Source organism: Pseudomonas sp. SST3 (genome assembly GCF_003325755.1).
On record NZ_QORI02000016.1, the window covers coordinates 20,042 to 40,772 of the forward strand.

Sequence of the window (20,731 nt, forward strand, 5' to 3'; positions counted from 1 at the left end):
CCACCTAGTAAACAGAAAGATGGCATATCTCTGGCAAAGCGACGATTACATTTCTGTAAGCTTAGACGCTGTTAGCGACACCTGGTTTACCTATGTGACAAGGGGATTCCGGTCCTCGAAACCGAGCTGAGCAATGCCCATTGCGAAAGAGGAACTTAATTTCTGAAAAGCAATCGATTGCATCAATGCTCGTTGCGTCTGTTTTGCGAAAAAATGAGCAGAGGATCACTTCGGCGTTACATCCCTACAGGAATTAATACCATGGCTAGTTACTCATTGCGCCGTGTTGGCTTTTTAGGAGCTACCGCATTGCTCACCGGTGCTCTTATCTCGGCTCCCACACAAGCGGCTGGACCGGGAAACGGAAGGACGGCACCTTTCGAACAGTCCTATTTGAAATTCATTATCGACCATCATTTTTCTGCACTGAGAATGACCGAACTAGCTGCCGGAACAGATGTACAGCGGGATCCGCAGGTCAATAATCCAAGGGAAGGAACCGCCCCCACCCCTAGTACCGCAGCTACACCGGCTAAAGCGAGCGCTGAAGAAATAAAATCAATGGCTCGTATGGCAAACCGTTCGCAGCGTGAGGAAATAGCGAAGGCTCAACGATTCCTGCTCGAGTGGTACGGTGTGGCTCATGTACCGCAAGTAACACCTGCAGGGCAGCGGGCGATCCAAGCGCTTACGTACGAAAGCCCCGGAGCGCAATTCGATAGGGCTTTTCTGGCAAACTTCAGCAATCATCATTATTTGGCTCTAGGCCCGAGCCAGGAGTGCCGGGTCAAGTTCGATCTGAAACATGAAGAGCTCAAGCATTATTGCGAGGGCATCGTTCAAACTCAGACGAGGCAAATCAATGATATGCGCGCGCAGTTGTGCGAGCGATTCAACGTTTGTGACTACCAACCATATAATCCGATCACCAGAAGATGATCAGGATGTCCTGACTGCTTAGCGCCGTAATTCAATTGAGCGAGCCGGCATAGTCTGCGTTAAAAAGACTATCGCTAGTCGGCTGGCTCATTAAATAGACTCTGAAGAAGCGTTTCTGATTTGGTGAGTACCCCGACTACACCCGCCTAGTTTTTCGATAGAGCAGACGGGCTTCGTCGGCACCAAATAGGCCGGCTAGCGCAAACAAAGCCGCAAAGGAATTGTTCATGACTGAAAGGGATACGCCCGACGAAACCGATTGTTCCCACTCGCTCCTACCCAGTCCCACATTGTTGGATCGATTCCGCTTCTTAAAAATCAGCGAGGGCGAAAGTAGCCAGAAATGCCTGGCTACTTCAGATTAACCTGAGTCGTTTGCTATGCATTCCTATGAGCGAGGCGAACAAGACAAGTTTTAACGTAACTGAATACCGGTACTGTACGTTCTTACATAACCTTGCGATTACCAGCACCGTGGCGGCTACAACAACCTCGAATTGCCACCATTCAACGCGCTGCCTCTTCAGCACTTATGGTGCTTTTCTTGTAAAACAGCCTTGGACGCAACCGCTTGAGCCTTGCCCTTCTGGTCAGCCTGATAACTCGCGAGCGCCTCTTGGCGAGCCTGCTCCATGCGAGCAAAGGTACGGTCGCCACCACCCTCTGCCATTGCATAGGACGAGCTTGCTGCGATAACGAGCAGTACAGATAGGGATCTTAAAAGTTTCATTGCTTGCAACCTCATAGAAAGACATCGAATACCCAACGCAGCTTTATTAGCAGAGCCATCGGCTGGGCTTGTGTCTAAGCTAACCGAACGTTCCTGTCAGATTGCTGATGGCGAAATTACAGTTTTGTCAGCGATGAAGTCCAAGTAGTAACGATTTAAAAGCGCACTTACCCAAGTGAGACGTTTATCGTGTCAGGCAGCAGAACTGCTTCTGCCAACCTCCGGCCAAAAAAAATGGCGCCGTGAAGGCGCCGATAGGCCAAAGGAGCATGGTCAGCCAGAAATACCAGGTAATGAACCTGAACGGAAACTTCATAACTTTCTTGATGCTAACGTAGCTCGCTGTCAGATCGCTGACGCGAACGTTACGTTTTTGTAAGGTGCTAGCCGCCCCCTTTGGCAGCCGGCAAACTGCTCCCTGTTTCAGACAGAGGATTATTGATGAAGCTTCTTGTCGCCGAAGACGAGCCAAAAACTGGCATTTACCTACAACAGGGACTCACCGAAGCGGGCTTTACTGTCGACCGGGTTATGAACGGGACGGATGCTGCTCAGCATGCGCTTAGTGAAGCCTACGACTTGCTGATCCTGGATGTAATGATGCCTGGACTAGATGGCTGGCAGGTTCTACAGAAAGTCCGCGCTGCTGGCAGTGACGTCCCCGTGCTCTTTCTGACGGCCAGAGACGGAGTTCAGGATCGAGTTAAGGGGTTGGAGCTGGGTGCCGATGATTATCTGATCAAGCCGTTTGCGTTCTCCGAATTGCTAGCCAGGATTCGCACGTTGCTTCGTCGTGGCAACCATGCCCCCAACCAAACAGTTCTCAAACTCCTCGACTTAGAGGTGGACCTTTTGAAGCGTCGGGTTGTGCGTTCAGGGAAACGCATAGACCTAACCGCCAAAGAGTTCGCCCTTCTTGAGCTATTGTTGAGGCGCCGCGGGGAGGTCCTCTCCAAATCACTCATCGCATCCCAGGTATGGGACATGAATTTCGACAGCGATACCAATGTGATTGAGGTCGCCGTCCGGCGGCTGAGGGCAAAAATTGACGACGAGTTCGAGCCCAAGCTGATACAGACCGCTCGCGGAATGGGCTATCTGATTGACGCGCCGGAGCCATGAAGACAGGCGCGGCGAGCTGGACGGAACGCATCGCTTCGCCAGGTGCAGATCCGCTAGAGCTACCTGGCCGGGCGATGACTTTACTACGAGAGCGCTATGCACTTGACCATGTCATTGTGCAGTTGACCCACCTTGCATGCTCCGGGATCACCTCTGATGTCAGGGTGCCAGCTCTGGATAATACTCCGCCCCTAAGTCGTTACATGATTCTTTTTGTGCAACCTGTGACGACGGAGGTCCAGAGCGGCCATGTGTTCTGGCAGCTTGGCCGCTAACGAGGCCTCGCCATCAGTTGAGAGACTGAGCATCCACGTTGGCCTGTTCGGTCTCGGCACTGAGCCAATGTTCGAAAAGCCTGCTTTGCGCCTGCTCTTGCCTGGCGGCGTAGTAGACCAGGCGCAGGTCTCGATCGACATCAATTGTCAGCGAGGTGTGATCAAACACAACGGGACCGACGTCGGCCACGTTGAAGTGCCGTATGCCCTGGCAGGGTCCATGGATGTCCTGCTGCCGCCACCATGTTCTGAAGTCGGTATCCACCTTTTCCAACTCCTTGACCAGCGCCCCGATCTCAGGATCCAGCGGCGCCCTGACGAAATCCCGTCGGAAGCTCGACAGGATCTGTAACGCCTGGCCCTCCCAAGGGTCGAGCAATGCGCGCATCGACGGTGCGGTGAATAACAGCCAGAGCAGGTTGCGGCGCTCGACCGGAAAGCTCGAGAAGCCGAACACCTTGTCGGCCGCCGCGTTCCAGGCCAACACGTCCCAGCGCAGATTCAGGACATAAGCCGGACGTAACGGCAAGTCCGCCATCAGGCGGTGCACTAGCGGCGGCACGGCACACCAAGTCTTGCCCGGCTCCGGTGGGAGTCGCTGGTGAGCCAGAAGGAACAGATAGCGCCGCTCGGTCGCATCCAGCTTTAACGTTTTGGACAGCTTTTCAAGGAATGAGGCCGAAACACCGATCTCCCGCCCCTGCTCCAACCATGTGTACCAAGACAAACCGACTCCAGCCAGCGCCGCCACTTCCTCTCGCCGTAGGCCCGGAGTGCGTCGGCGCGCGCCCGCCGGTAGTCCGACTTCCTGCGGGGTGATCCGCTCGCGACGACTGCGCAGAAAATCGGCCAGCTCTGCTCGGTTTCGCTCGAAGCTGCGAGGTGCACTCATCCGGTTACCTCCAGTAATAGCATAAACAGTCAAATTGTATCCCCATCGAAGCGGTACTAAGAATACCTCCTCCTCGTCCCAAAGGTCCGCGCCGAGCCCTAGCTCGGACCGAGGCGACTCGATCGTTCAGGAGTTATACGGATGTACCAATCATTACTTAGCGAACAGCTGGAGTTGCTGAAGTCCTCCAACCAATACCGCACATTCACCACCGTGAGTCGGATCTGTGGCCAGTATCCGCTGGCGAAACTCGATGGACGACAGCAGGGACCTGTCGTCGTCTGGTGCAGCAATGACTATCTCGGCATGTCCCAGCACCCGGCGGTGCGCGAACAGATGCACCTGGCTTTGGAAACGTACGGTGCCGGGTCGGGAGGCTCGCGCAACATAGGTGGCTCCCACGAGCTGTATGGGCAATTGGAGACCAGCCTGGCTGACTGGCATGGCAAGGAAGCCGCGCTGGTGTTTCCGACCGGATTCGGCTCAAACGACGCAACCCTTCAATGCCTGTTGCGACAGATCCCCGATTGCGTCGTCATCAGCGACGCGCTGAACCACGCCTCGATCGTCAACGGTATCCGTGCAACGTCCAACGAGCGCAAAGTGTTCCGCCATAACGACGTCGGGCACCTTGAGGAAATTCTGTCGAGCTACCCGCTCGGCCAACCGAAGCTCGTCGTGTTCGAGTCCATTTACTCAATGGACGGCGATATCGCACCCATCGCGGAAATCGTCGAGGTCGCCAAGCGGTTCAACGCCCTGACCTATATCGATGAAGTGCATGCCGTTGGCATGTATGGGCCACGGGGCGCCGGCATCGCTGCCGAGCTGGGGCTTGCCCAGCAGATTGATATCATCCAGGGCACGATGGCCAAGGCGATCGGCGTTATCGGGGGCTACATCGCATCGACCCGAGTCATCATCGACGCAGTTCGTTCTTTCGCAACCGGTTTCATCTTCACCACTTCACTGCCCCCTGCCATCACGGCCGGCTGCTTGGCGAGCGTCGAACACCTCAAAGCAAGCAACGACGAGCGTGATCGACTGCAAAGCAATACGGCTTTGCTGCGCGGTCGGCTGAAGCAGCATGACATCCCTGTCATGTCCTGCTCGCAGACCCATGTGCTACCCGTTCTCGTAGGCGAAGCCGAGCGCTGCAAGGCCGCTGCGCAGCGCCTGCTGCACGTCCATGGCGTGTACCTGCAGCCGATCAACTATCCATCGGTTCCTATTGGCACTGAGCGCTTCCGGGTCAACGCCACGCCGAATCATAGCCATGAACAGATCGAGCACCTCGTCGCCTCGCTGCGCGAGACCTTCGAGCATTTCGCCATACCGCTGGCCCCGTGCGCGTTTGCAACGGAGGTGGCGTAATGAGCGAGCCGTTATTTGTCATTCGAAGTGCCACGGACACGGACATAGCGGTCTTGACCGAATTGCGCGCCTATCTGCTCGACCACACCTCTGCCAGCTACTCGAGCCGGACACCGGAGGACTCAGCAAGATGGCGTGCCGCCTACCGTAGTTGGCTAACCACCACGCTTCAATCAAATGACAATCTAAAGGTACTTGCCGCCGAGCACCGCGAATCGGGGCAAGTGATCGGTTGTGCGACCGGCATCATCGATCTGAGGGCTCCCACCGCTGCTAATCCGAACGGCCGTTCGGGCTGGGTTCAGTCGGTCGTCATCGCGCCTCAATGGCGAGCGATGGGTGTCGCCGGACAACTCATGCAGAGCCTGTTGCGTTGGTTTGCCAATCGCGAAGTTTCCACAGTGGCACTGCAAACCACGGATAGCGCAACCCGCCTCTACGAATCTCTGGGCTTCCAGCCAAGCGCCGAACGCCTGCTGATCCATCAGGAGGTGCTGTGATGAAGATCCTGATCATTGGGCTCGGCTATGCAGGCCGACGCTTCCAGCGTGCTTTCGAGCACGTTGGGACTACCTGCGCAATTCCGGTTTCGCTCGCTTACGTCGGTCGTCGACCAAAGCAGACGACGTTGCGATATTTCGACCGTATCGACGGCGCCCTACAAGACTTCATGCCTGACATCGTTATTGTCAGTGTGAACGACATCAATCACGCCGCCGTTCTAGAAGAGTTGGCTGGGTTTCGAGGCTTTGTCATTTGTGAGAAACCCCTGACGACGCCCACTGATGATCTGGCGAATGTGCACGCCTCCCTCGCCAATGTCAGCGGGTTCGCCCTTAATTTGGTCGAGCGGTACTCGGACGCGAGCCGCGCGCTGCGTGAGTGGGTCGCGCGACATGATTGGCAACTGGTACGGGCCAGCTTTCATTGGGGCAAAGACCGCATCAACGACTATCGCCCCACCTGCGGTGTGACCAGTGAGGCCATCCATGCATTGGATCTGTTGAGCTGGATCTGCCCGGCGGCAGGTCCGTTGTGCCTGGGTGGCGTGCTGGGTATTCGGTCCGACTTCTCCATTTCGGGCAATGCCGTACTCGACACGCTACAGCTGACCGCAACGCTAGGTGATGCGCCTGTCAGCGGCTACAGCAGCTTCGTCAACATTGTTCGGCAGCGCACGCTGGACTTTTCCTTCGTCGATCGAGACGACCTGTTGATACACGCTCGACTGGTCTTCGACACCCCGCAATGGGATCACGATCACCTGCGAATCTGGATGCGAGACACGGATGGGACGGAGCTCATCCTGCACGAATTGGCGATTTCGCCCAGCCGCCCCGGCCTGGAGACGCTGCACAAGCTTTCTCAACTATGCCTCGACGTATTGCAGTGGGCCATGCACCAGCGACCGCCCAGCCAAGCGTTCGCCAGCCTCGAGACGGCCTTCACGCTCCAAGGGTTGCTCAACGAGCTCGAACATCAAGCGCTCACTCCGCCGTCGGCTCACTACAACCATGGCGAGACCCGCGCCTTGCTGGCCGAGGACAGCGACCTGGAAGCCCTCGGCTGACAGAAATCATCAGGAGAAAGATTATGTGTGGAATCGCAGGATGGCTGTCCTACAGCCTCAACATGCAGACGCAACGAGACACGCTGCAGCGCATGACGGACACCATGAGGTTGCGGGGCCCGGATGCCGCTGGTGTCTGGGTGGATGGACCGGTCGGCCTCGGACACAGGCGGCTGTCGATCATCGATATCGACGGAGGCAAGCAGCCGATGCTGGCCCGGCTGGACGATGGCCGAGAGGCCGCTGCCATTACCTATAGTGGAGAGGTGTACAACTTTCGGGAGCTTCGAGCGGAGCTAAAGATAAGGGGGCATCGGTTCGAAAGTCGCAGCGATACCGAAGTCGTCCTGCGCGCGTATCTCGAGTGGGGCGAAAGCTTCGTCGAGCACCTGAACGGCATGTTCGCATTCGCAGTGTGGGATATGCGCAGCCAGCGCCTGCTGCTCGTGCGCGACCGCATGGGCGTCAAGCCACTGTATTACTACCGGACGGCGGACGGTGTGATCTTCGGCTCCGAGCCCAAGGCGCTGCTGGCTAACCGACTCGTCCCCCGCAAGGTACGAGCGGACGGGCTACGTGAAATTCTCGAGATGGTGAAGACGCCTGGTCATGCCATCTTCGACGGGATGAACGAGGTGCTGCCGGGTGAAGTGGTAAGGATTGATCGTCAGGGTCTGACCCGCCGACGTTACTGGCAGCTCGAAGCACGAGAGCATCCACACTCCCTGGAGCAGACCGTCAGCCATACCCGCGATCTGCTGGAGGATATTGTCGAGCGCCAAATTGTCTCCGACGTTCCATTATGCAGCCTGCTGTCGGGTGGCCTCGACTCGTCGATCATTACCGCCTTGGCCTCCAAGAAGCTGCTCGATTCCGGCAAGGACAACATTCGATCCTTCTCGGTCGACTTCCTCGATCACGGGAGCGGCTTCACCAGCGATGCCGTGCGCGGCACACCCGACGCCCCCTTCGTTCGCAACCTGGTTGAACGGATACATTCCAGCCATAACGAGATCGTTCTCGACAGCCGCGAACTGGTTGATCCAACGCTGCGCAGCCAGGTCATACACGCGCTTGATCTGCCGCCTGCCTATTGGGGTGACATGTGGCCTTCGCTTTATCGACTGTTCCAGGAGGTCCGCAAACACTCGACGGTCGCCCTGTCTGGCGAAAGCGCCGACGAGGTTTTCGGCGGCTACCGCTGGTTCCACGACCCGGCAGCAATAAACGCCGATACCTTCCCATGGCTGACATCGGTTACGGGCAAATACTTCGACGGCAAGACACTATTCGACTCCGGCCTGCTTCGCCAACTGGATATGCCTGGCTTTCTGCGCGACAGCTACAGCGAGGCGATCGCCGAGACACCCATCCTCTCCACGGAAAACCAGGTGGAGCGGCGAATGCGCCAGATGAGCTACCTGAACCTCACCCGCTTCGTCCAGACGCTGCTGGATCGCAAGGACCGGATGAGCATGGCCGTTGGCCTGGAGGTCCGCGTTCCGTTCTGTGATCACCGCCTGGTCGAGTACGCCTTCAATATCCCCTGGGCAATGAAGGCGTTCGACGGACGTGAGAAGAGCGTGCTGCGGGCAGCGACCCGCGATCTTCTGCCGGAGTCGATCTCGGATCGCATCAAGAGCCCCTATCCGTCCACGCAGGATCCGGCTTACGAGCAAGGACTGCGCACGTCACTGGCCGAAATCATGACCAGCGCCGACGCCCCGGTCCGCCAACTGCTCGACACCGCTCGCGTGAAGCACGCCCTCGACAGACCCATCGGCCAGACATCGGCGATGTACGACCGCATGGGCATGGAGCTGGCCGTGGGTCTCAATACCTGGCTCGTTGAGCAAGACGTCCACCTCGACCTCTAGCCCATCCGACGCGGCTCCCCAGGGGCCGCGTTGCATCTAACATCTAGTGGAGCGCCACTGATATGAGCACCACCACCCCGAACCAACTTCCCATCTATCTCATAGCCCTGGGCGCGTTCGCGCTCGGTATGGCCTCCTATGTCACCGCCGGCCTGATTCCCATGATCGAAGCGTCGTTCTCGGTTTCGGTAGCTGTGGCCGCACAGCTCGTAACAGCCTTTACGCTAGCCTACGGTCTTGGATCGCCAATTTTCGTGGCGCTGACGCCACCCGATCGGCAGCGCACAGGGCTTTTGATTGCGCTGGGCCTGTTCGTGATCGCCAATGCGGCAAGCGCCATGGCAACCGAGTTCAACGCATTGATGATCTGGCGTGCCATAGCCGGAATCGGTGCAGGTGTGTATCTCGCCATGGGCATAGGTGCGTCTGCGGCGCTTTCGACCGTAGAGCGACGCGGTAAATCGATCGCGATCATCATGGGGGGCATGGCGAGCGGCGTCGTGTTGGGCGTCCCGCTCAGCCTGATGATCGCCGACCAGACGGGTTGGCAGGCTGCACTCTGGTTGGTCACGCTGCTGGGTCTGCTGGCCTTTGCAGGCCTATCGCTCATGCTACCCGCCTTACCGGCAGCCCCTGCGAGTTCGTTGCGCCAAAAGCTCGCAATTCTCACCGACGGACATGTCGTGACGATCCTGCTCGTTTCTCTTCTGGCGGCAATTGCGAGCCTTGGGATGTACACCTTTATCGCGCCTCTGCTCGCTGATCCGACCTATGGCGCAGTCCGTTCGGTGACCCCCTATCTCTGGGTCTGGGGCATCGGCGGTGTACTAGGTAGCTTTTTCATAGGCCCGGTCGTGGATCGTGTAAGGGGGCCGGTTCTCGTTTTTGCGATCATGACGATCCTAGCGACGTCTCTGTTCTTGCTGCCCTTTACCGCCGCGCTCAATGTTTGGTTGGTCGTGCTGCCCATCGCCTTATGGGGAGCTGTCGGCTGGGCCTTGCAGGTTCCGCAGAACAACGAATTGATCCTGGCTAGACACTCGCAGGGCGATGGTAATCTCGCGATCGCCCTAAACGAATCAGCGCTTTATCTGGGCAGCGCCATCGGTGCGGCGGCAGGAGGTTTCGTCCTGCTGTTGCAGATGCCCACTTGGACCCTTGCCGCTAGTGCCGGTGCGGTGGCGTTGGTCGGTGCCCTGCTTCAGATCATCAATTTGCGGCGCCAACCGAGCTGGCACGACAACACCCAACCTGAACCCAACCATTGAGCGATAAGGAGCACGGCCTTGGAGCTTCGCCATCTTCGCTGTTTCGTAGCGGTTGCAGAAGAATTGCATTTCGCGCGGGCGGCAGCACGCTTGCATATCGAGCAGTCACCCCTGTCAAGAATCATCAAGGACTTGGAATACAGGCTGGGCGTGCAGCTGTTCGAGCGCACGACACGTCGCACGCGCCTCACCTGGGCAGGCACGGTTCTGCTGGAGGAGGCGCAGCGCATCTTCGCAGTAGTCGATCAGGCCAGGGCCAGCGTTCAGGGGGCAGCGGCCGGCTATCGGGGACGGTTGCGCGTCGCCCTCTCGGATGGCGTGCCCCAGTCGAGGCTGGCCGCCCTACTCGCCCAGTGCAGGGAGGAGGATCCGGATGTGGAAATATGCCTTTCCGAGGTGTCCTCATCAGCGCAGGCGAAAGGCCTTCAGGAGGACCTGTTCGACGTCGGCTTTGCCCAAACCATGAGTCAGACCGAAGGCCTATTAGCGGTACCGGTGTGGTTCGACTCACTAGTCGTTACGCTCCCTGCACGCCATCAACTCCTGGCACACCGCAAGATCCCGCTCGAAGAAGTGACACGCCATCCGCTAGTCCTCTGCGATCCACGGGTGTGCGAAGGGTTCTGGCAACAGCTCCAAGCCGTGCTCAAACCTATCGAAACGAGGCTGATCATCGCAGAGCGCGTGCCAACGCTTGACCTGATGATGGCGCTGGTGGCGGCCGGATACGGCCTGGGTTTTTCCAGCTTGGCGCGAATCACCGAGCTCAGTAACCCCGACGTGGTCACCCGGCCGCTTGCCGGAAACCCCACCTTGCTAACCACCTTCCTAGTGCGGCGTGATGTCGAGCCGTCGGAGCAACTCGCGCGCTTCATCAGTCGCGTCACCCGTCCTGACAATCTCGAAAACCACGATCCGCTTGAGGTGCCGTTGATACATAGCCGGGAGAACCGACCATGACGTGGATGGAATCGAATCGGAAGGAAGCAAGATGAACGAGCGATACAGGCAGACAACGCGTCCACCAGTTGCCCTTGATGCAAGGCAGTATGCAACAAGCCTATTTTTGTCTACAGATACAGAACGTGCTAGATTTGCATCCATAGACACAAATCAGGTTATGTCAGCCATGACAGCGATTCTCCAAGCACAGGCGTTTACAAAGGACCAATGCGCGACCGGACTGCGGGCGGCGGTCAACGTCCTCGAGAAATGGCAAGCGACCACCGATCAAGCCTGCCGCATCCTGCGGATCTCTCGCAGCACGCACGCCAGGGCCAAGTTGCGTGACAACACGTGGTCGGTGAGCCTGGATGCGGACCAGATGCAACGTGTCAGCTTCATTCTCAACATGCACGCTGCGCTGCGACTGGTTTTCGATAATCCGGAAAACGTGTATGGCTTCCCCTCGATGGCCAACCACAACGAATTCTTCAATGGACGTGCTCCGCTGGAGGTCATGTCGCAAGGAGACATGATCTCGTTGTACGAGTCGTTTCGGCGTATCGATAGCCTACGAGGCGCACAGTGGTAGTGCCGGGCCAGCTACCGGAGCGGTCAACTATCCAGCTGCAAGCCTACCGGCTAGTAAACTCGAAGTTTCCGCCTATTGCCCTCTTCGATGATGTGGCGGACGCCAACGAATTCGAAACGCTATACCAGTTGCAGGCATTAACGAACCCGAGGCTGCAGAATGAGACCGGACGCCTGGAGTTGATACCACGCGCTGAGATTCCCTTTGGTATCCCAGGCTGCTCCTACGCTACAGCCCCGTTTACCCACGTGAACCCAGCAGGGTCGCGCTTCAGCGATGGTCGTTATGGGGTGCTGTACTTGGCAGGCACAATGGACACGGCGCTTGCCGAAGTGCGGCATCACCAGGACCGGTACTGGTCGAACGTGGATGGGCTGAGCTACGAGCGATTCGTCTTCCGCGGACTGTCGTGCCTGTTCGACGAGGTCGGGATATTGGATGCGACCACAGTTCCAATGAGCGATCCAATCTACGATCCGGACGATTATGCGCACGGCCATCGATTAGGCAGAATGGTGAAAGAAGCCGGCAATCCAGGCTTGCGTTATCGCTCCGTCCGCAAGTCGGGCGACGATTGTTGGGCGCTCATGACCCCAAAACCTGTGGTCTCGATTATCCAAACTGCTCATTACGAGATGATCTGGAACGGTCGCATCTCCAGTGTTAGCGCCGTTAGCGCGGTCTAGCTTCACCTGCACGCAAAGGTCGATGAGCTGGCGCACCGGTAATTCCAAGCCAGCTTCAGGCCCGTCCTTCCCTCCGGTAGCTACGGCATGTCTGTCTGGCCAGCACCATACACACGCCACTTGCCGAGTTTAAGCATCGTTAGGGCGGTACTGGTCGAACGTCGACGGCCTGAACTGCGAGCGATTCGTCTTGGGCGCTTTCGCGCCATTCCACAAAACGATCTGCTCGGCAGCACCGCGCAAACAACCCGCCATCTAAGCCCCGGAAAGGCCATGGCGACCAGGGCGGTTCTCTGCTCGTTTTTTAAATGCGCGATCTCCCGCCATGAATACTTCCAGCATGTGCGGAATCAACGTTACGGCATCTACCGTCTCGCCATAAGTCTGCGCATGCATCGAGGCGTAGCGATCAAGATCGGCCTTGAGGCCCGCTGGGCAGAGAAAGGTCAGCTTGGTGCTTTCAGTTTTGGGCAGCGGGCCCAGCCTTAGTTTGCGCGTCGCACTCATCGTGATTCTCCGCTATTAAAGAACAAGGGTTGGTAAGGTCGCAGTACCAGATCCCGGTTAACGATGATGCGCACCGGCAAGCCTGGCCGCTCGGTCAATGTCGGTTGGATGTTCATATTGCGCCGGGTCATCTCCTGCCCAACTTGATTCACGCTGTCCTGCAGGCCATCACGACCGGCAATGATGACGCGATTGCCGTCCTGGCGGTTTTCGGGTGCGGCCAGCTCGGCGCCAATACCCAGCAGCGTTGTCAACGCAGCGCCGGCGAAGACGCGATGCCAGTGCCAATCCACCCCGTCCTCCAGACCGGCATAGCCGGCCGGGTCACTGCCGATCAGGTTATCCAGCGTCAGCGAACTCATGTCCGGCAGGATGATGCGATTCCACACCACCTGCACGCGGCTCTGCCCGTAGCTGACCTGGCTGTTGTAGCGACCGAGGATGCGCGAACCCTGGGGGATCAGCAGGTGATTACCGGTTGCCGTGTCGTAGACCGGCTCTGTCACGGTACCGATAACATCGCCCGGAAGGTCGGACTTGATTCCGGTCACCAGCGCGCCGGCGATCACCGTGCCAGCCATGACCTGATATGGCGACGCAGCTAGCTGCAGGTGTCCCGTTTTGCGGGTGGCCACGGCGGCAGATTGCTGGAACTGCTCTTTCTGCTCTTGCCGGTTCTGCACGGCGGTCGGATCGGCCGGTTGCGCCGTTACCGAGTCAGAAGCGGGCACCTGTGGATCAAAGTCCGCTAGCGTTGACGAATCCACGGTCCGTTCAGCCGAGACGGTTGCAGTTGCGGCAGGGCGCTGGCTACCAGTGTGAAAAAACAGCGACGAGCCAGCCGCCTCCTCCGCCTCTTTCAGCAGCGCCAGTCGTTCGGCCTCGGCGGGATCCTGTCCTGGTGGCATGTAGTTGGATGCCGCCGGCCGCTGCGACCTCACGATGGCTGGGCCAAGATCGCCCGGAAGCGGAGGTCCCAGCTCGGGAGGCTGCGGCAGTGTTGTCGGCGGCAGTTGGGAGTAGTCTGCTGGCAGCCGCTCGAGCCCCTCGGAGCGAGAAACACGGTCGACATTGTAAAGCTCGGCCGAACCGTTCCCTCCACGTGGCCCCGGTGGCTGCAGCGACCAGATCGTGGCGCCCAGCACAGCGACAGCGAGCCCACCGGCAAGCGCTGCCAGGGTTCGTCGGCTCAATCGCTTAACTGGACGTGGCCGAGCGCGCAACGCCACTGCTTCCGGCGGGACCTTGTTGACCTGTGGCGCCAAGGAATCGGGACTATCTTCCTGGCTCATGCTCAGTGCCCTCGCGTCAGGCCGTCTGTACGCTCGATACGCACTACGTCGCCCTTATCCGCACCCAGGCGCAGCTCAGCCGCACCAAAGAGTCGGTCGACGATGTAGTACGGCGAGCGGAAGCGGTAGTTGACCAGTTGCCCATCGCCCTGCGCGCCAATCACGAACATGGGCGGTAGCTCACCCTGAGCGATGCCGGCAGGAAACTGGATGTACACTTTTTCGCCGTCATCAAAGGCACGCAGCGGCTGCCAAGGTGGATTGCTCCCGCTGATCGCATAGCGGAAGCGGATTCGTTCCAACGAAAGGCCGGTATCGACCGGCGCGCTCGCCTGTGCGGCCCGTGCCTGACGCTGCAGGGCCAGCATCCGGCCTTTCGGGTAATCCCAGGAGACCGACGCCATCCAGGCTTTCTCGGTGGAGGTCAGTTCGATCAGGTAGGTCCGGCGGCTGGTCGTGATAACCAGGTTGGTTTTCAGATCCGAGCGTATCGGCTTGACCAGCACACTGACGCGCAACGCGTCGCCGGCACCGCTGGAAGTATCGCCGACGATCCAGCGCACCGTGTCGCCGGCGGCTACCGTCACCAGTTCCTCACCAGCCTGCAGCCCAATGGCGGTCACCCGCCCCGGCGCGGCATATATCTGATACAGCGCGCCTTCGCTGTAGGGCCAGACCTGGATGGCATTGATGTACCCCTCACGGATAGGCGCCATTCGTGCCTCGCGATTCGCGCGCGATACGCGTTCCTTTTCGTCGACCGGCTCCGGCGAGGCCTCGGAGTCATCGGCAACTGGTAGAGGTTTCATCTGCGCGGGCAGCGGCAGCAGTTTCGGGACTTCAACTACCTCTACTGGTTTCGGTGGCTCAGGCAGCGGTTGTGCCTGCACAGGCTCGTCGAGCGAGATGCGCGGCGCCGGCTTGTCTTGGGTCGCACACCCGGCGATAGCAAACAAGACGAGGGACAGGGCACTTATGCGGCAGGACAGGCTCATGGCTTGGCTCCTTCAGATGCATCCAGTTCGCGACTCCAAGACAGTCCGTTGACGTAGATGCCCAACGGATTCTTGCGCAGACGCTGTTCGGTGCGCGGTGTTTGCTGGACAGTGGAAATCACCGCATTCCAGCGTTCGGTGCCGGCGGGCGCGCCATTGACGAAGCGCTGCTCCGTCCAGCGCACGTTGAAGGACGCGTCGCTTGCGCGCACCACGCTGATCACCTGAACCGTCACCGACTCCTTGCCGACGCGGGCAAACGGATCGTTGGTGCGTGCGTAATCGTTGAGCACGGCTGCACCGCGGTCAGTGGTGAAGTTGTAGGCGTCGAGCCAGTTCTGCCGAACGACAATCGGATCGATCGACAGCGAGCGCACCAGGGTGACGAAGCGCGCCAGGTGATAGGCCACCTGTGCATCGGCTGGCCGGTAGGGTGTGGCGGCCTCGCCGACCGCCCGCACCTGGCCACTGCTGTCTACCTCCACCACATAGGGCGTGACGATCGATTGGGCCGAACGCCAGACCAAACCGCACGCCATCAGCAGTGCAAGCAACAGGCAACCAAAGGCCATGAGCCGCCAGTTCTTCGCCTGCACACGAGCCGAGCCAATGCGCTCATCCCAAGCCTGCCCAGCGGCCTGATACGGGGTCGCGGGTTGTGGCGTCTCGGCGTAGCGCACGCGTGGTCGTTTGAAGCGCATGACTCCCTCCTTATCAATCCGAATCGCGCAGGTTAGGCCCACTGCCTGAACTGCCGCTGTCGCCACCGCGTAGCGTGTGCGCAACGGTGGTAGCGGCATGGCTGAGTTGCTGACGCTGCTGCAGGCGCCTGGCCCATGCGGGTTGCGCCTTCGCATCGGTGGCGACGTTTGCTGCGTTGTTCAGCGGGGCCGCGCGGCCGGCAGCTGCACCTCCGCCTGCTGTTGCAAACAGCCCCCCAAGCGAGCGCGCGCCCGCAGCGAGTTTTGCGCTCGACGCCATACGCGCACCGGCCGCAACTGCAGCGCCAGCACCGGTCGCTGCAGCCCCAACGCCTGCGGCCAACCCGGCCGTGCCGAGCGCAGCGCCAGCCATGGCCCCAGCCCCGAGCTGCGGGCCGCCGGAGATCAACCCGGTGGCAATGCCCGGCCCGAAAATGCCCAGCGCGAGCAAAGCCAGCGACGCCAGCACGACGACCAGCGCGTGATCGATGGAAGGCTCATCAGGGTGCACCTGGAATTCGGCGAAGAGCCCTGTACCGATGCCGACGATGACCGCCAGTACCAGGACCTTGACGCCCGAGGACACAACATTGCCGAGTACCTTTTCGGCGAGGAAGGCGGTCTTGTTCCATAGTGCGAACGGCACCAGCACGAAACCGGCGAGCGTGGTCAGCTTGAACTCGATCAATGTGATGAACAGCTGCACGGCCAAGGTGAAGAAGCAGACGATGACAACCAGATAGGCCAGAAACAGGATGACGATGGGCTCAAGATTGACGAACACCTCGGGGAAACCGGTCAGGTCGCCAATCTGCTTGAGGATCGGCGCACCGGCGTCGATACCCACCTTAGCCAAGCGCCCTGGCTGGAGGAAGCTCTCCATGCTCAGCGAGCCGGTTGCTGTCACGCCCAGTCCGGCAAAGGACCGGAAGACGATGCCAGCCAGCCAGTTGAAATTGCCAATGATGTAGGCGAAGGCGCCGACATAGAGCACCTTGCGGATCAGCTTCGCCATAACGTCTTCGCCCCCGCCGGTGGCATGACCGAGCGCCCAGTACAACCCAGCGATCGTCATGTCGATGGCCACTAGCGTGGCGGTCAGGTAGGCGACTTCTCCTTGCAACAGTCCGAAGCCCGAGTCGATGTAGCGGGAAAACGTGTCGAGGAAACGGTCGATGACCGTGACGTCATTCATGGGCAGCCCTCTGCCGCGAAAGCATCCCGTGGCTCCGATCCGGGTCGGCATCAAGGGGCGCATCGAAGGTCGGCGGAATCGGCGGCAACAGCTCCAGGGCCCCGAACTCGTCCGGGCCACCCTTCCCTTCTAAGAAACGGTGCCGATACGCCTCGGCAGGCGCGCACGCCGTCATGGTGCTAGAGACACACCGCGCGCGCTGCGCCTCGGGCCAAAGCGACTCCTGCGGCAAACGTTCGCTGCGGGGTTGATCACAACCAACCAAAAACCCAGCCCACAACAGCAACACACATCGCATGGCGATCTCCGTCAGTTGCCGTAAAAGCGAACGGGGTATGGCGTGTACGGCGTGCCCTTGCCCAGGAAGCGTTGGCGAACCTCGCGGGCACGCTCGGTTGCTGCCGCCTGGCGGGCTAGTTCCAGTGAGGCCGCACGGTCCTGAGTGAGCTGAAGTAGCTGAGTCTGGATCGACTGCTTGGCCTGCAGGGCCAGCAGTTGGTTGGTGGCCTGCATGGCCTGCAGCGCGCCGGTGGCCGACTGGCTCTGCCCCACCAGGTCAGCTAGCGCACCCTCATCGTCGTTGAGGTTGCGGGAAACCTGCGCCTGTATACGCATAGCCGTATGCAGGCCACCGAGCGTGTGGGCCCAACGTTCCTGAGCGTCCCGGTACATCTGATCGCCGCTAACGGTGGCTGCGTATTTTTCCGGATACAGCCGCGCAAACTCACGATCGAGGTTCTGTACGTCGAAGGCCAGCCCCTGCGCCTCGGCGATCAGCTGCTCGCTTTTCACCAGCGAGGCGCGTAGCCGATTGACGACGTCGTAATCGAGGCTGGCGAGGTTCCGCGCCTGATTAACGAGCATCTGCGATTCGTTCTGCAGCTGCTCGACCTGGTTATTGATCTGCTCCAGCGTGCGAACCGCTGTCAGTGTGTTCTGCACGAGGTTGGTTGGGTCAATTACCGTCATCGCCGATACCGGCAGAAAGGTCAGCAACCACCACGCAGCAGCGAGGGACGAGAAACAAACGCCTTTGCTCATGGGGCGTTCTCCTGTGCTCCAGCGGAATCGACAACCGCTGCGGGTGGCGCGGACGACAGCAACTCAGCCGCCCAGTCGAGGCCACGATGACGCAGCCAGGCCGCGGCGAAGCCCGGCACACCGGCCTCGTGGAGCGCGCTATCGATGGCGCGCTGGTCCTGGGGGGTCGAAGCGCCGGCGAACGCAAGCGCGACCGGCCCCAGATCGAGGTCGAACAGGCGATTGCCCGCGCGGGATTGGTAGTAGTAGTCGCGTTTGGGCTGGGCAGTGGCGACGATCTCGAGCTGCCGCGCATTGAGGCCGAAGCTATCGTAGATGGCGCGGATCTGCGGCTCGGCGGCCTGCGGGTTGGGTAGGAAGATACGGCTCGCGCAGCTCTCGATGATCGCCGGGGCGATGGTCGAATCCTTGATGTCAGCCAGAGATTGCGTGGCGAAAATCACGCTGACGTTCTTCTTGCGAAGGGTCTTGAGCCACTGGCGAATGCGCGCTGCGAACAACGGGTCGTCGAGGAACAGCCAGGACTCGTCGAGGATCAACAGCGTCGGCGCGCCATCGAAGCGCTCCTCCAGCCTCGCAAACAGATAACCCAGCACAGCCAGCACCGCCGCCTTGCTGTGCATCAGATCTTCCATCTCGAAGCACTGCACATCGGCCATGCTCAGGTAGTCGAGATCGGCATCGAGCAGCTTGCCGTGCGCACCACCGAGCACGTAGGGCGCCAACGCCTGACGCAGCGCGTTCGACTGCAGCAGCACCGACAGGCCGGTAAGCGTACGCTGCTCAACGGGCGCACCCGCAAGGCTGCCGAGCGCCGACCAGATCGCAGCCTTTTCCTCAGGACCGGCAACCACACCTTCCTGAAGCAGACGCCCCTCGATCCACTCGGCCGCCCAGCTGCGACAGCACTCCTCGTCATGCGCGCGAGCGGCTGGAAGGCAATCGCGCCATCGGCGCCCAGGTCATAATATTCGCCGCCCAGCCCCAACACAGTCGCTCGCATCGAGCGCCCCATGTCGAAAGCGAAGATGCGCGATCCCGGGTAACGACGAAACTGCATCGCCAGCGTCGCAAGCAGGACCGATTTGCCCATGCCGGTCGGACCGACCACCAGCGTGTGTCCCACATCGCCGATATGGGTCACCAACCTGAACGGCGTGGACCCCTCGGTGCGCGTCACGATCAACGGCGGGCCGTCGAGGTGGGCGTTGCGCTCCGGCCCGGCCCAGACGGCGGACAGAGGCATCAGGTGTGCCAGGTTCAACGTCGAAACGATGGGCTGGCGCACGTTGGCGTAGGCGTTGCCCGGGATGGACGACAGCCACGCCTCGACCGCGTTGAGGCTTTCCGCAATGGTAACGAAGCCTCGGCCCTGGATGACGCGCTCCACGCTGCGAAGCTTCTCGTCGGCCAGGTCGGCGTCCGCATCGAGCACCGTCACGGTCGCAGTCAGGTAGCCAAAGGCAACCTGGTCACTGCCCAGCGCCTGAAGGGCGGCATCTGCGTCGGTCGCCTTATTGCCGGCGTCGGTGTCAACCAGCGGGCTTTCCTGTTGGAATAACGTCTCGCGCAGCAGCGCCAGCACGCTTTTGCGCTTGGCGAACCACTGGCGGCGCACGCGACCCAGCTCGCTCTCCGCTTCGTCCTTGTCAAGACAGAGGAAACGAGAGCTCCAACGATAGGCAAAGCCCAGCCGGTTGAGGTCATCCAGAATTCCCGGCCAGGTCGAGTTCGGGAATCCGCGCAGCGTAACTACCCGAAGATGCTCACCGCCCAACATGGGCGCCAGTCCCCCGTGCAGCGGCACGTCGGCCAACAGCACGTCGAGGTGAAACGGGACTTGCGGGACGCCGACGCGATGACGTCGGGTCGAGACGGTCCCGTGCAGGTAGCTCAGCGTGTCGCCATCATCCAGCCAGTCGATCTCCGGCATGACGCCCGCCAGCAGGTCGAGGATCCGCTCGGTCTCGGCAATGAACGCCGTGAGGCGCTCGCGCCAGTCCACGCCGGCCGACGAGCTGTTTTCATAGATCAACTTGGCAGCGCGGGCATGCGACTCCTCTGGTGGCAGGAACTGCAACGTGAGGTGGTAGCGGCTCTCAAAGTGGTTGCCGGTTTGCTCGAAGGTCGCCCGTCGCTCCTCATCAACCAGCCAGGACAGCGGCTCGGGGAAGTTCGACCTCGGATACGCGGCCACCGGCCAGCGGTCGGCTTCCACGAAGAGCGCCCAGCCAGTGCCAAGCCGGCGCAACGCATTGTTCAGCCGCGCCGTCGTCGCGACCAGCTCGCCCTGCGTCGCGCTGTCGAGGTCGGGCCCGCGAAAGCGCGCCGTGCGCTGAAACGAACCGTCCTTGTTCAGTACGACGCCAGGTGCGACCAGTCCGGCCCAGGGCAGCCAGTCGGCGAGCAGCGCTGGGCGCTGGCGGTATTCAGTGAGATTCAGCATTGCGACGGCCTCCCCCTCACACGTCCAGCAGCGGCTTGTGTTTGAGGTGTCGGGCAAACACCTGCATGAACTGCGGATCGACGCGCGCGCCCCAGACGGCCAACGCGTGGCCCATCAGCCACAGCACCAATCCGGGCAGCCAGAGTTGCAGGCCCAGTCCGACGGCCGCCCCCAACGTGCCGTTGACAATGGCCACGGTGCGGGGCGCCCCGCCCAGCAGGATCGGCTCGGTCAGTGATCGGTGCAGCGGAACCTCGAAGCCCGGCAGGTCGACGTCGGCGCTCATA

19 protein-coding genes and 1 pseudogene are annotated in these 20,731 nt (G+C 60.2%); 10 read left to right on the forward strand and 10 right to left on the reverse strand.

Annotated features, from left to right (window positions below; genetic code table 11):
• Positions 1 to 261 precede the first annotated feature (261 nt).
• Entirely contained in the window at positions 262 to 939 is a 678-nt protein-coding gene (locus tag DQ405_RS16355) for a DUF305 domain-containing protein (RefSeq protein ID WP_168425187.1), read from the forward strand.
• A gap of 523 nt (positions 940 to 1,462) precedes the next feature.
• Here DQ405_RS16355 and DQ405_RS16360 read toward each other — a convergent pair.
• Positions 1,463 to 1,669 carry a co-regulatory protein PtrA N-terminal domain-containing protein gene (locus tag DQ405_RS16360; protein ID WP_128118938.1) on the reverse strand — a complete coding sequence of 69 codons (207 nt, stop codon included), beginning with the start codon at positions 1,667 to 1,669 and terminating at the stop codon, positions 1,463 to 1,465.
• A gap of 441 nt (positions 1,670 to 2,110) precedes the next feature.
• Here DQ405_RS16360 and DQ405_RS16365 point away from each other — a divergent pair, with 441 nt between their 5' ends.
• Positions 2,111 to 2,791, forward strand: coding sequence for a heavy metal response regulator transcription factor (locus tag DQ405_RS16365; RefSeq protein WP_128118937.1), 681 nt, complete (start codon positions 2,111 to 2,113; stop codon positions 2,789 to 2,791).
• Between the two features lie 288 nt (positions 2,792 to 3,079).
• Here the strand turns inward: DQ405_RS16365 and DQ405_RS16370 are convergent, their stop codons facing one another.
• Positions 3,080 to 3,958, reverse strand: coding sequence for a helix-turn-helix transcriptional regulator (locus tag DQ405_RS16370; RefSeq protein ID WP_128118936.1), 879 nt, complete (start codon positions 3,956 to 3,958; stop codon positions 3,080 to 3,082).
• 141 nt (positions 3,959 to 4,099) lie between these two features.
• Between DQ405_RS16370 and hemA the strand changes: the two genes are divergently transcribed.
• The 8 genes from hemA (at position 4,100) to DQ405_RS16410 (ending at position 12,267) form a co-directional block, all read left to right on the forward strand.
• Complete coding sequence (gene hemA / locus DQ405_RS16375) at positions 4,100 to 5,332, forward strand: 5-aminolevulinate synthase (protein WP_128118935.1); 1,233 nt, start codon at positions 4,100 to 4,102, stop codon at positions 5,330 to 5,332.
• Complete coding sequence (locus DQ405_RS16380; RefSeq protein WP_128118934.1) at positions 5,332 to 5,832, forward strand: GNAT family N-acetyltransferase; 501 nt, start codon at positions 5,332 to 5,334, stop codon at positions 5,830 to 5,832. The genes hemA and DQ405_RS16380 overlap by 1 nt, the downstream gene beginning before the upstream one ends.
• Entirely contained in the window at positions 5,832 to 6,902 is a 1,071-nt protein-coding gene (locus DQ405_RS16385; RefSeq protein ID WP_128118933.1) for a Gfo/Idh/MocA family oxidoreductase, read from the forward strand. Before DQ405_RS16380 ends, DQ405_RS16385 begins: the two co-directional genes overlap by 1 nt.
• Positions 6,903 to 6,925: 23 nt before the next feature.
• Positions 6,926 to 8,779 (forward strand): asparagine synthase (glutamine-hydrolyzing), encoded by a 1,854-nt coding sequence (gene asnB, locus DQ405_RS16390; RefSeq protein ID WP_128118932.1) that lies wholly within the window; start codon positions 6,926 to 6,928, stop codon positions 8,777 to 8,779.
• Between the two features lie 62 nt (positions 8,780 to 8,841).
• A complete protein-coding gene (locus DQ405_RS16395; RefSeq protein WP_128118931.1) occupies positions 8,842 to 10,047 on the forward strand; it encodes an MFS transporter in 1,206 nt (401 codons plus the stop codon).
• 18 nt (positions 10,048 to 10,065) lie between these two features.
• Positions 10,066 to 11,007: a LysR family transcriptional regulator gene (locus DQ405_RS16400; protein WP_168425188.1), complete on the forward strand. Its 942-nt coding sequence runs from the start codon at positions 10,066 to 10,068 to the stop codon at positions 11,005 to 11,007.
• Between the two features lie 169 nt (positions 11,008 to 11,176).
• Positions 11,177 to 11,581, forward strand: a complete 405-nt coding sequence (locus tag DQ405_RS16405) for a hypothetical protein (RefSeq protein WP_128118930.1) — start codon at positions 11,177 to 11,179, stop codon at positions 11,579 to 11,581.
• A complete protein-coding gene (locus DQ405_RS16410; RefSeq protein ID WP_128118929.1) occupies positions 11,581 to 12,267 on the forward strand; it encodes an RES family NAD+ phosphorylase in 687 nt (228 codons plus the stop codon). Before DQ405_RS16405 ends, DQ405_RS16410 begins: the two co-directional genes overlap by 1 nt.
• 255 nt (positions 12,268 to 12,522) lie before the next feature.
• On the opposite strand, the gene DQ405_RS16415 is transcribed toward DQ405_RS16410, so the two are convergent.
• From DQ405_RS16415 to DQ405_RS16450, 8 genes and pseudogenes are all read right to left on the reverse strand, one after another.
• Positions 12,523 to 12,774, reverse strand: a complete 252-nt coding sequence (locus DQ405_RS16415) for a DUF2274 domain-containing protein (protein WP_128118928.1) — start codon at positions 12,772 to 12,774, stop codon at positions 12,523 to 12,525.
• Positions 12,771 to 14,066, reverse strand: coding sequence for a TrbI/VirB10 family protein (locus DQ405_RS16420; RefSeq protein ID WP_128118927.1), 1,296 nt, complete (start codon positions 14,064 to 14,066; stop codon positions 12,771 to 12,773). The genes DQ405_RS16415 and DQ405_RS16420 overlap by 4 nt, the downstream gene beginning before the upstream one ends.
• 2 nt (positions 14,067 to 14,068) lie before the next feature.
• On the reverse strand, positions 14,069 to 15,061 hold the full coding sequence (gene trbG, locus DQ405_RS16425) for a P-type conjugative transfer protein TrbG (protein WP_128118926.1): 993 nt from the start codon (positions 15,059 to 15,061) through the stop codon (positions 14,069 to 14,071).
• A complete protein-coding gene (gene trbF, locus DQ405_RS16430; protein ID WP_128118925.1) occupies positions 15,058 to 15,762 on the reverse strand; it encodes a conjugal transfer protein TrbF in 705 nt (234 codons plus the stop codon). The genes trbG and trbF overlap by 4 nt, the downstream gene beginning before the upstream one ends.
• Before the next feature lie 13 nt (positions 15,763 to 15,775).
• Positions 15,776 to 16,957: a P-type conjugative transfer protein TrbL gene (trbL, locus tag DQ405_RS16435; protein WP_168425189.1), complete on the reverse strand. Its 1,182-nt coding sequence runs from the start codon at positions 16,955 to 16,957 to the stop codon at positions 15,776 to 15,778.
• Positions 16,958 to 17,266: 309 nt separating this feature from the next.
• Positions 17,267 to 17,998: a P-type conjugative transfer protein TrbJ gene (trbJ, locus tag DQ405_RS16440; RefSeq protein WP_128118924.1), complete on the reverse strand. Its 732-nt coding sequence runs from the start codon at positions 17,996 to 17,998 to the stop codon at positions 17,267 to 17,269.
• Positions 17,995 to 20,444, reverse strand: a pseudogene (trbE, locus tag DQ405_RS16445) (conjugal transfer protein TrbE). Before trbE ends, trbJ begins: the two are co-directional and overlap by 4 nt.
• A 16-nt stretch (positions 20,445 to 20,460) precedes the next feature.
• Positions 20,461 to 20,730 (reverse strand): VirB3 family type IV secretion system protein, encoded by a 270-nt coding sequence (locus DQ405_RS16450; protein ID WP_128118922.1) that lies wholly within the window; start codon positions 20,728 to 20,730, stop codon positions 20,461 to 20,463.
• Position 20,731: the final 1 nt, after the last annotated feature.

Excerpts from the sequence above, each read along its gene's own strand:
- DQ405_RS16355 (WP_168425187.1), top strand. The coding sequence starts at position 262 with ATGGCTAGTTACTCATTGCGCCGTGTTGGCTTTTTAGGAGCTACCGCA.
- DQ405_RS16360 (WP_128118938.1), bottom strand. The coding sequence starts at position 1,669 with ATGAAACTTTTAAGATCCCTATCTGTACTGCTCGTTATCGCAGCAAGC.
- DQ405_RS16365 (WP_128118937.1), top strand. The coding sequence starts at position 2,111 with ATGAAGCTTCTTGTCGCCGAAGACGAGCCAAAAACTGGCATTTACCTA.
- DQ405_RS16370 (WP_128118936.1), bottom strand. The coding sequence starts at position 3,958 with ATGAGTGCACCTCGCAGCTTCGAGCGAAACCGAGCAGAGCTGGCCGAT.
- hemA (WP_128118935.1), top strand. The coding sequence starts at position 4,100 with ATGTACCAATCATTACTTAGCGAACAGCTGGAGTTGCTGAAGTCCTCC.
- DQ405_RS16380 (WP_128118934.1), top strand. The coding sequence starts at position 5,332 with ATGAGCGAGCCGTTATTTGTCATTCGAAGTGCCACGGACACGGACATA.
- DQ405_RS16385 (WP_128118933.1), top strand. The coding sequence starts at position 5,832 with ATGAAGATCCTGATCATTGGGCTCGGCTATGCAGGCCGACGCTTCCAG.
- asnB (WP_128118932.1), top strand. The coding sequence starts at position 6,926 with ATGTGTGGAATCGCAGGATGGCTGTCCTACAGCCTCAACATGCAGACG.
- DQ405_RS16395 (WP_128118931.1), top strand. The coding sequence starts at position 8,842 with ATGAGCACCACCACCCCGAACCAACTTCCCATCTATCTCATAGCCCTG.
- DQ405_RS16405 (WP_128118930.1), top strand. The coding sequence starts at position 11,177 with ATGACAGCGATTCTCCAAGCACAGGCGTTTACAAAGGACCAATGCGCG.
- DQ405_RS16415 (WP_128118928.1), bottom strand. The coding sequence starts at position 12,774 with ATGAGTGCGACGCGCAAACTAAGGCTGGGCCCGCTGCCCAAAACTGAA.
- DQ405_RS16420 (WP_128118927.1), bottom strand. The coding sequence starts at position 14,066 with ATGAGCCAGGAAGATAGTCCCGATTCCTTGGCGCCACAGGTCAACAAG.
- trbG (WP_128118926.1), bottom strand. The coding sequence starts at position 15,061 with ATGAGCCTGTCCTGCCGCATAAGTGCCCTGTCCCTCGTCTTGTTTGCT.
- trbF (WP_128118925.1), bottom strand. The coding sequence starts at position 15,762 with ATGCGCTTCAAACGACCACGCGTGCGCTACGCCGAGACGCCACAACCC.
- trbL (WP_168425189.1), bottom strand. The coding sequence starts at position 16,957 with ATGAATGACGTCACGGTCATCGACCGTTTCCTCGACACGTTTTCCCGC.
- trbJ (WP_128118924.1), bottom strand. The coding sequence starts at position 17,998 with ATGAGCAAAGGCGTTTGTTTCTCGTCCCTCGCTGCTGCGTGGTGGTTG.
- DQ405_RS16450 (WP_128118922.1), bottom strand. The coding sequence starts at position 20,730 with ATGAGCGCCGACGTCGACCTGCCGGGCTTCGAGGTTCCGCTGCACCGA.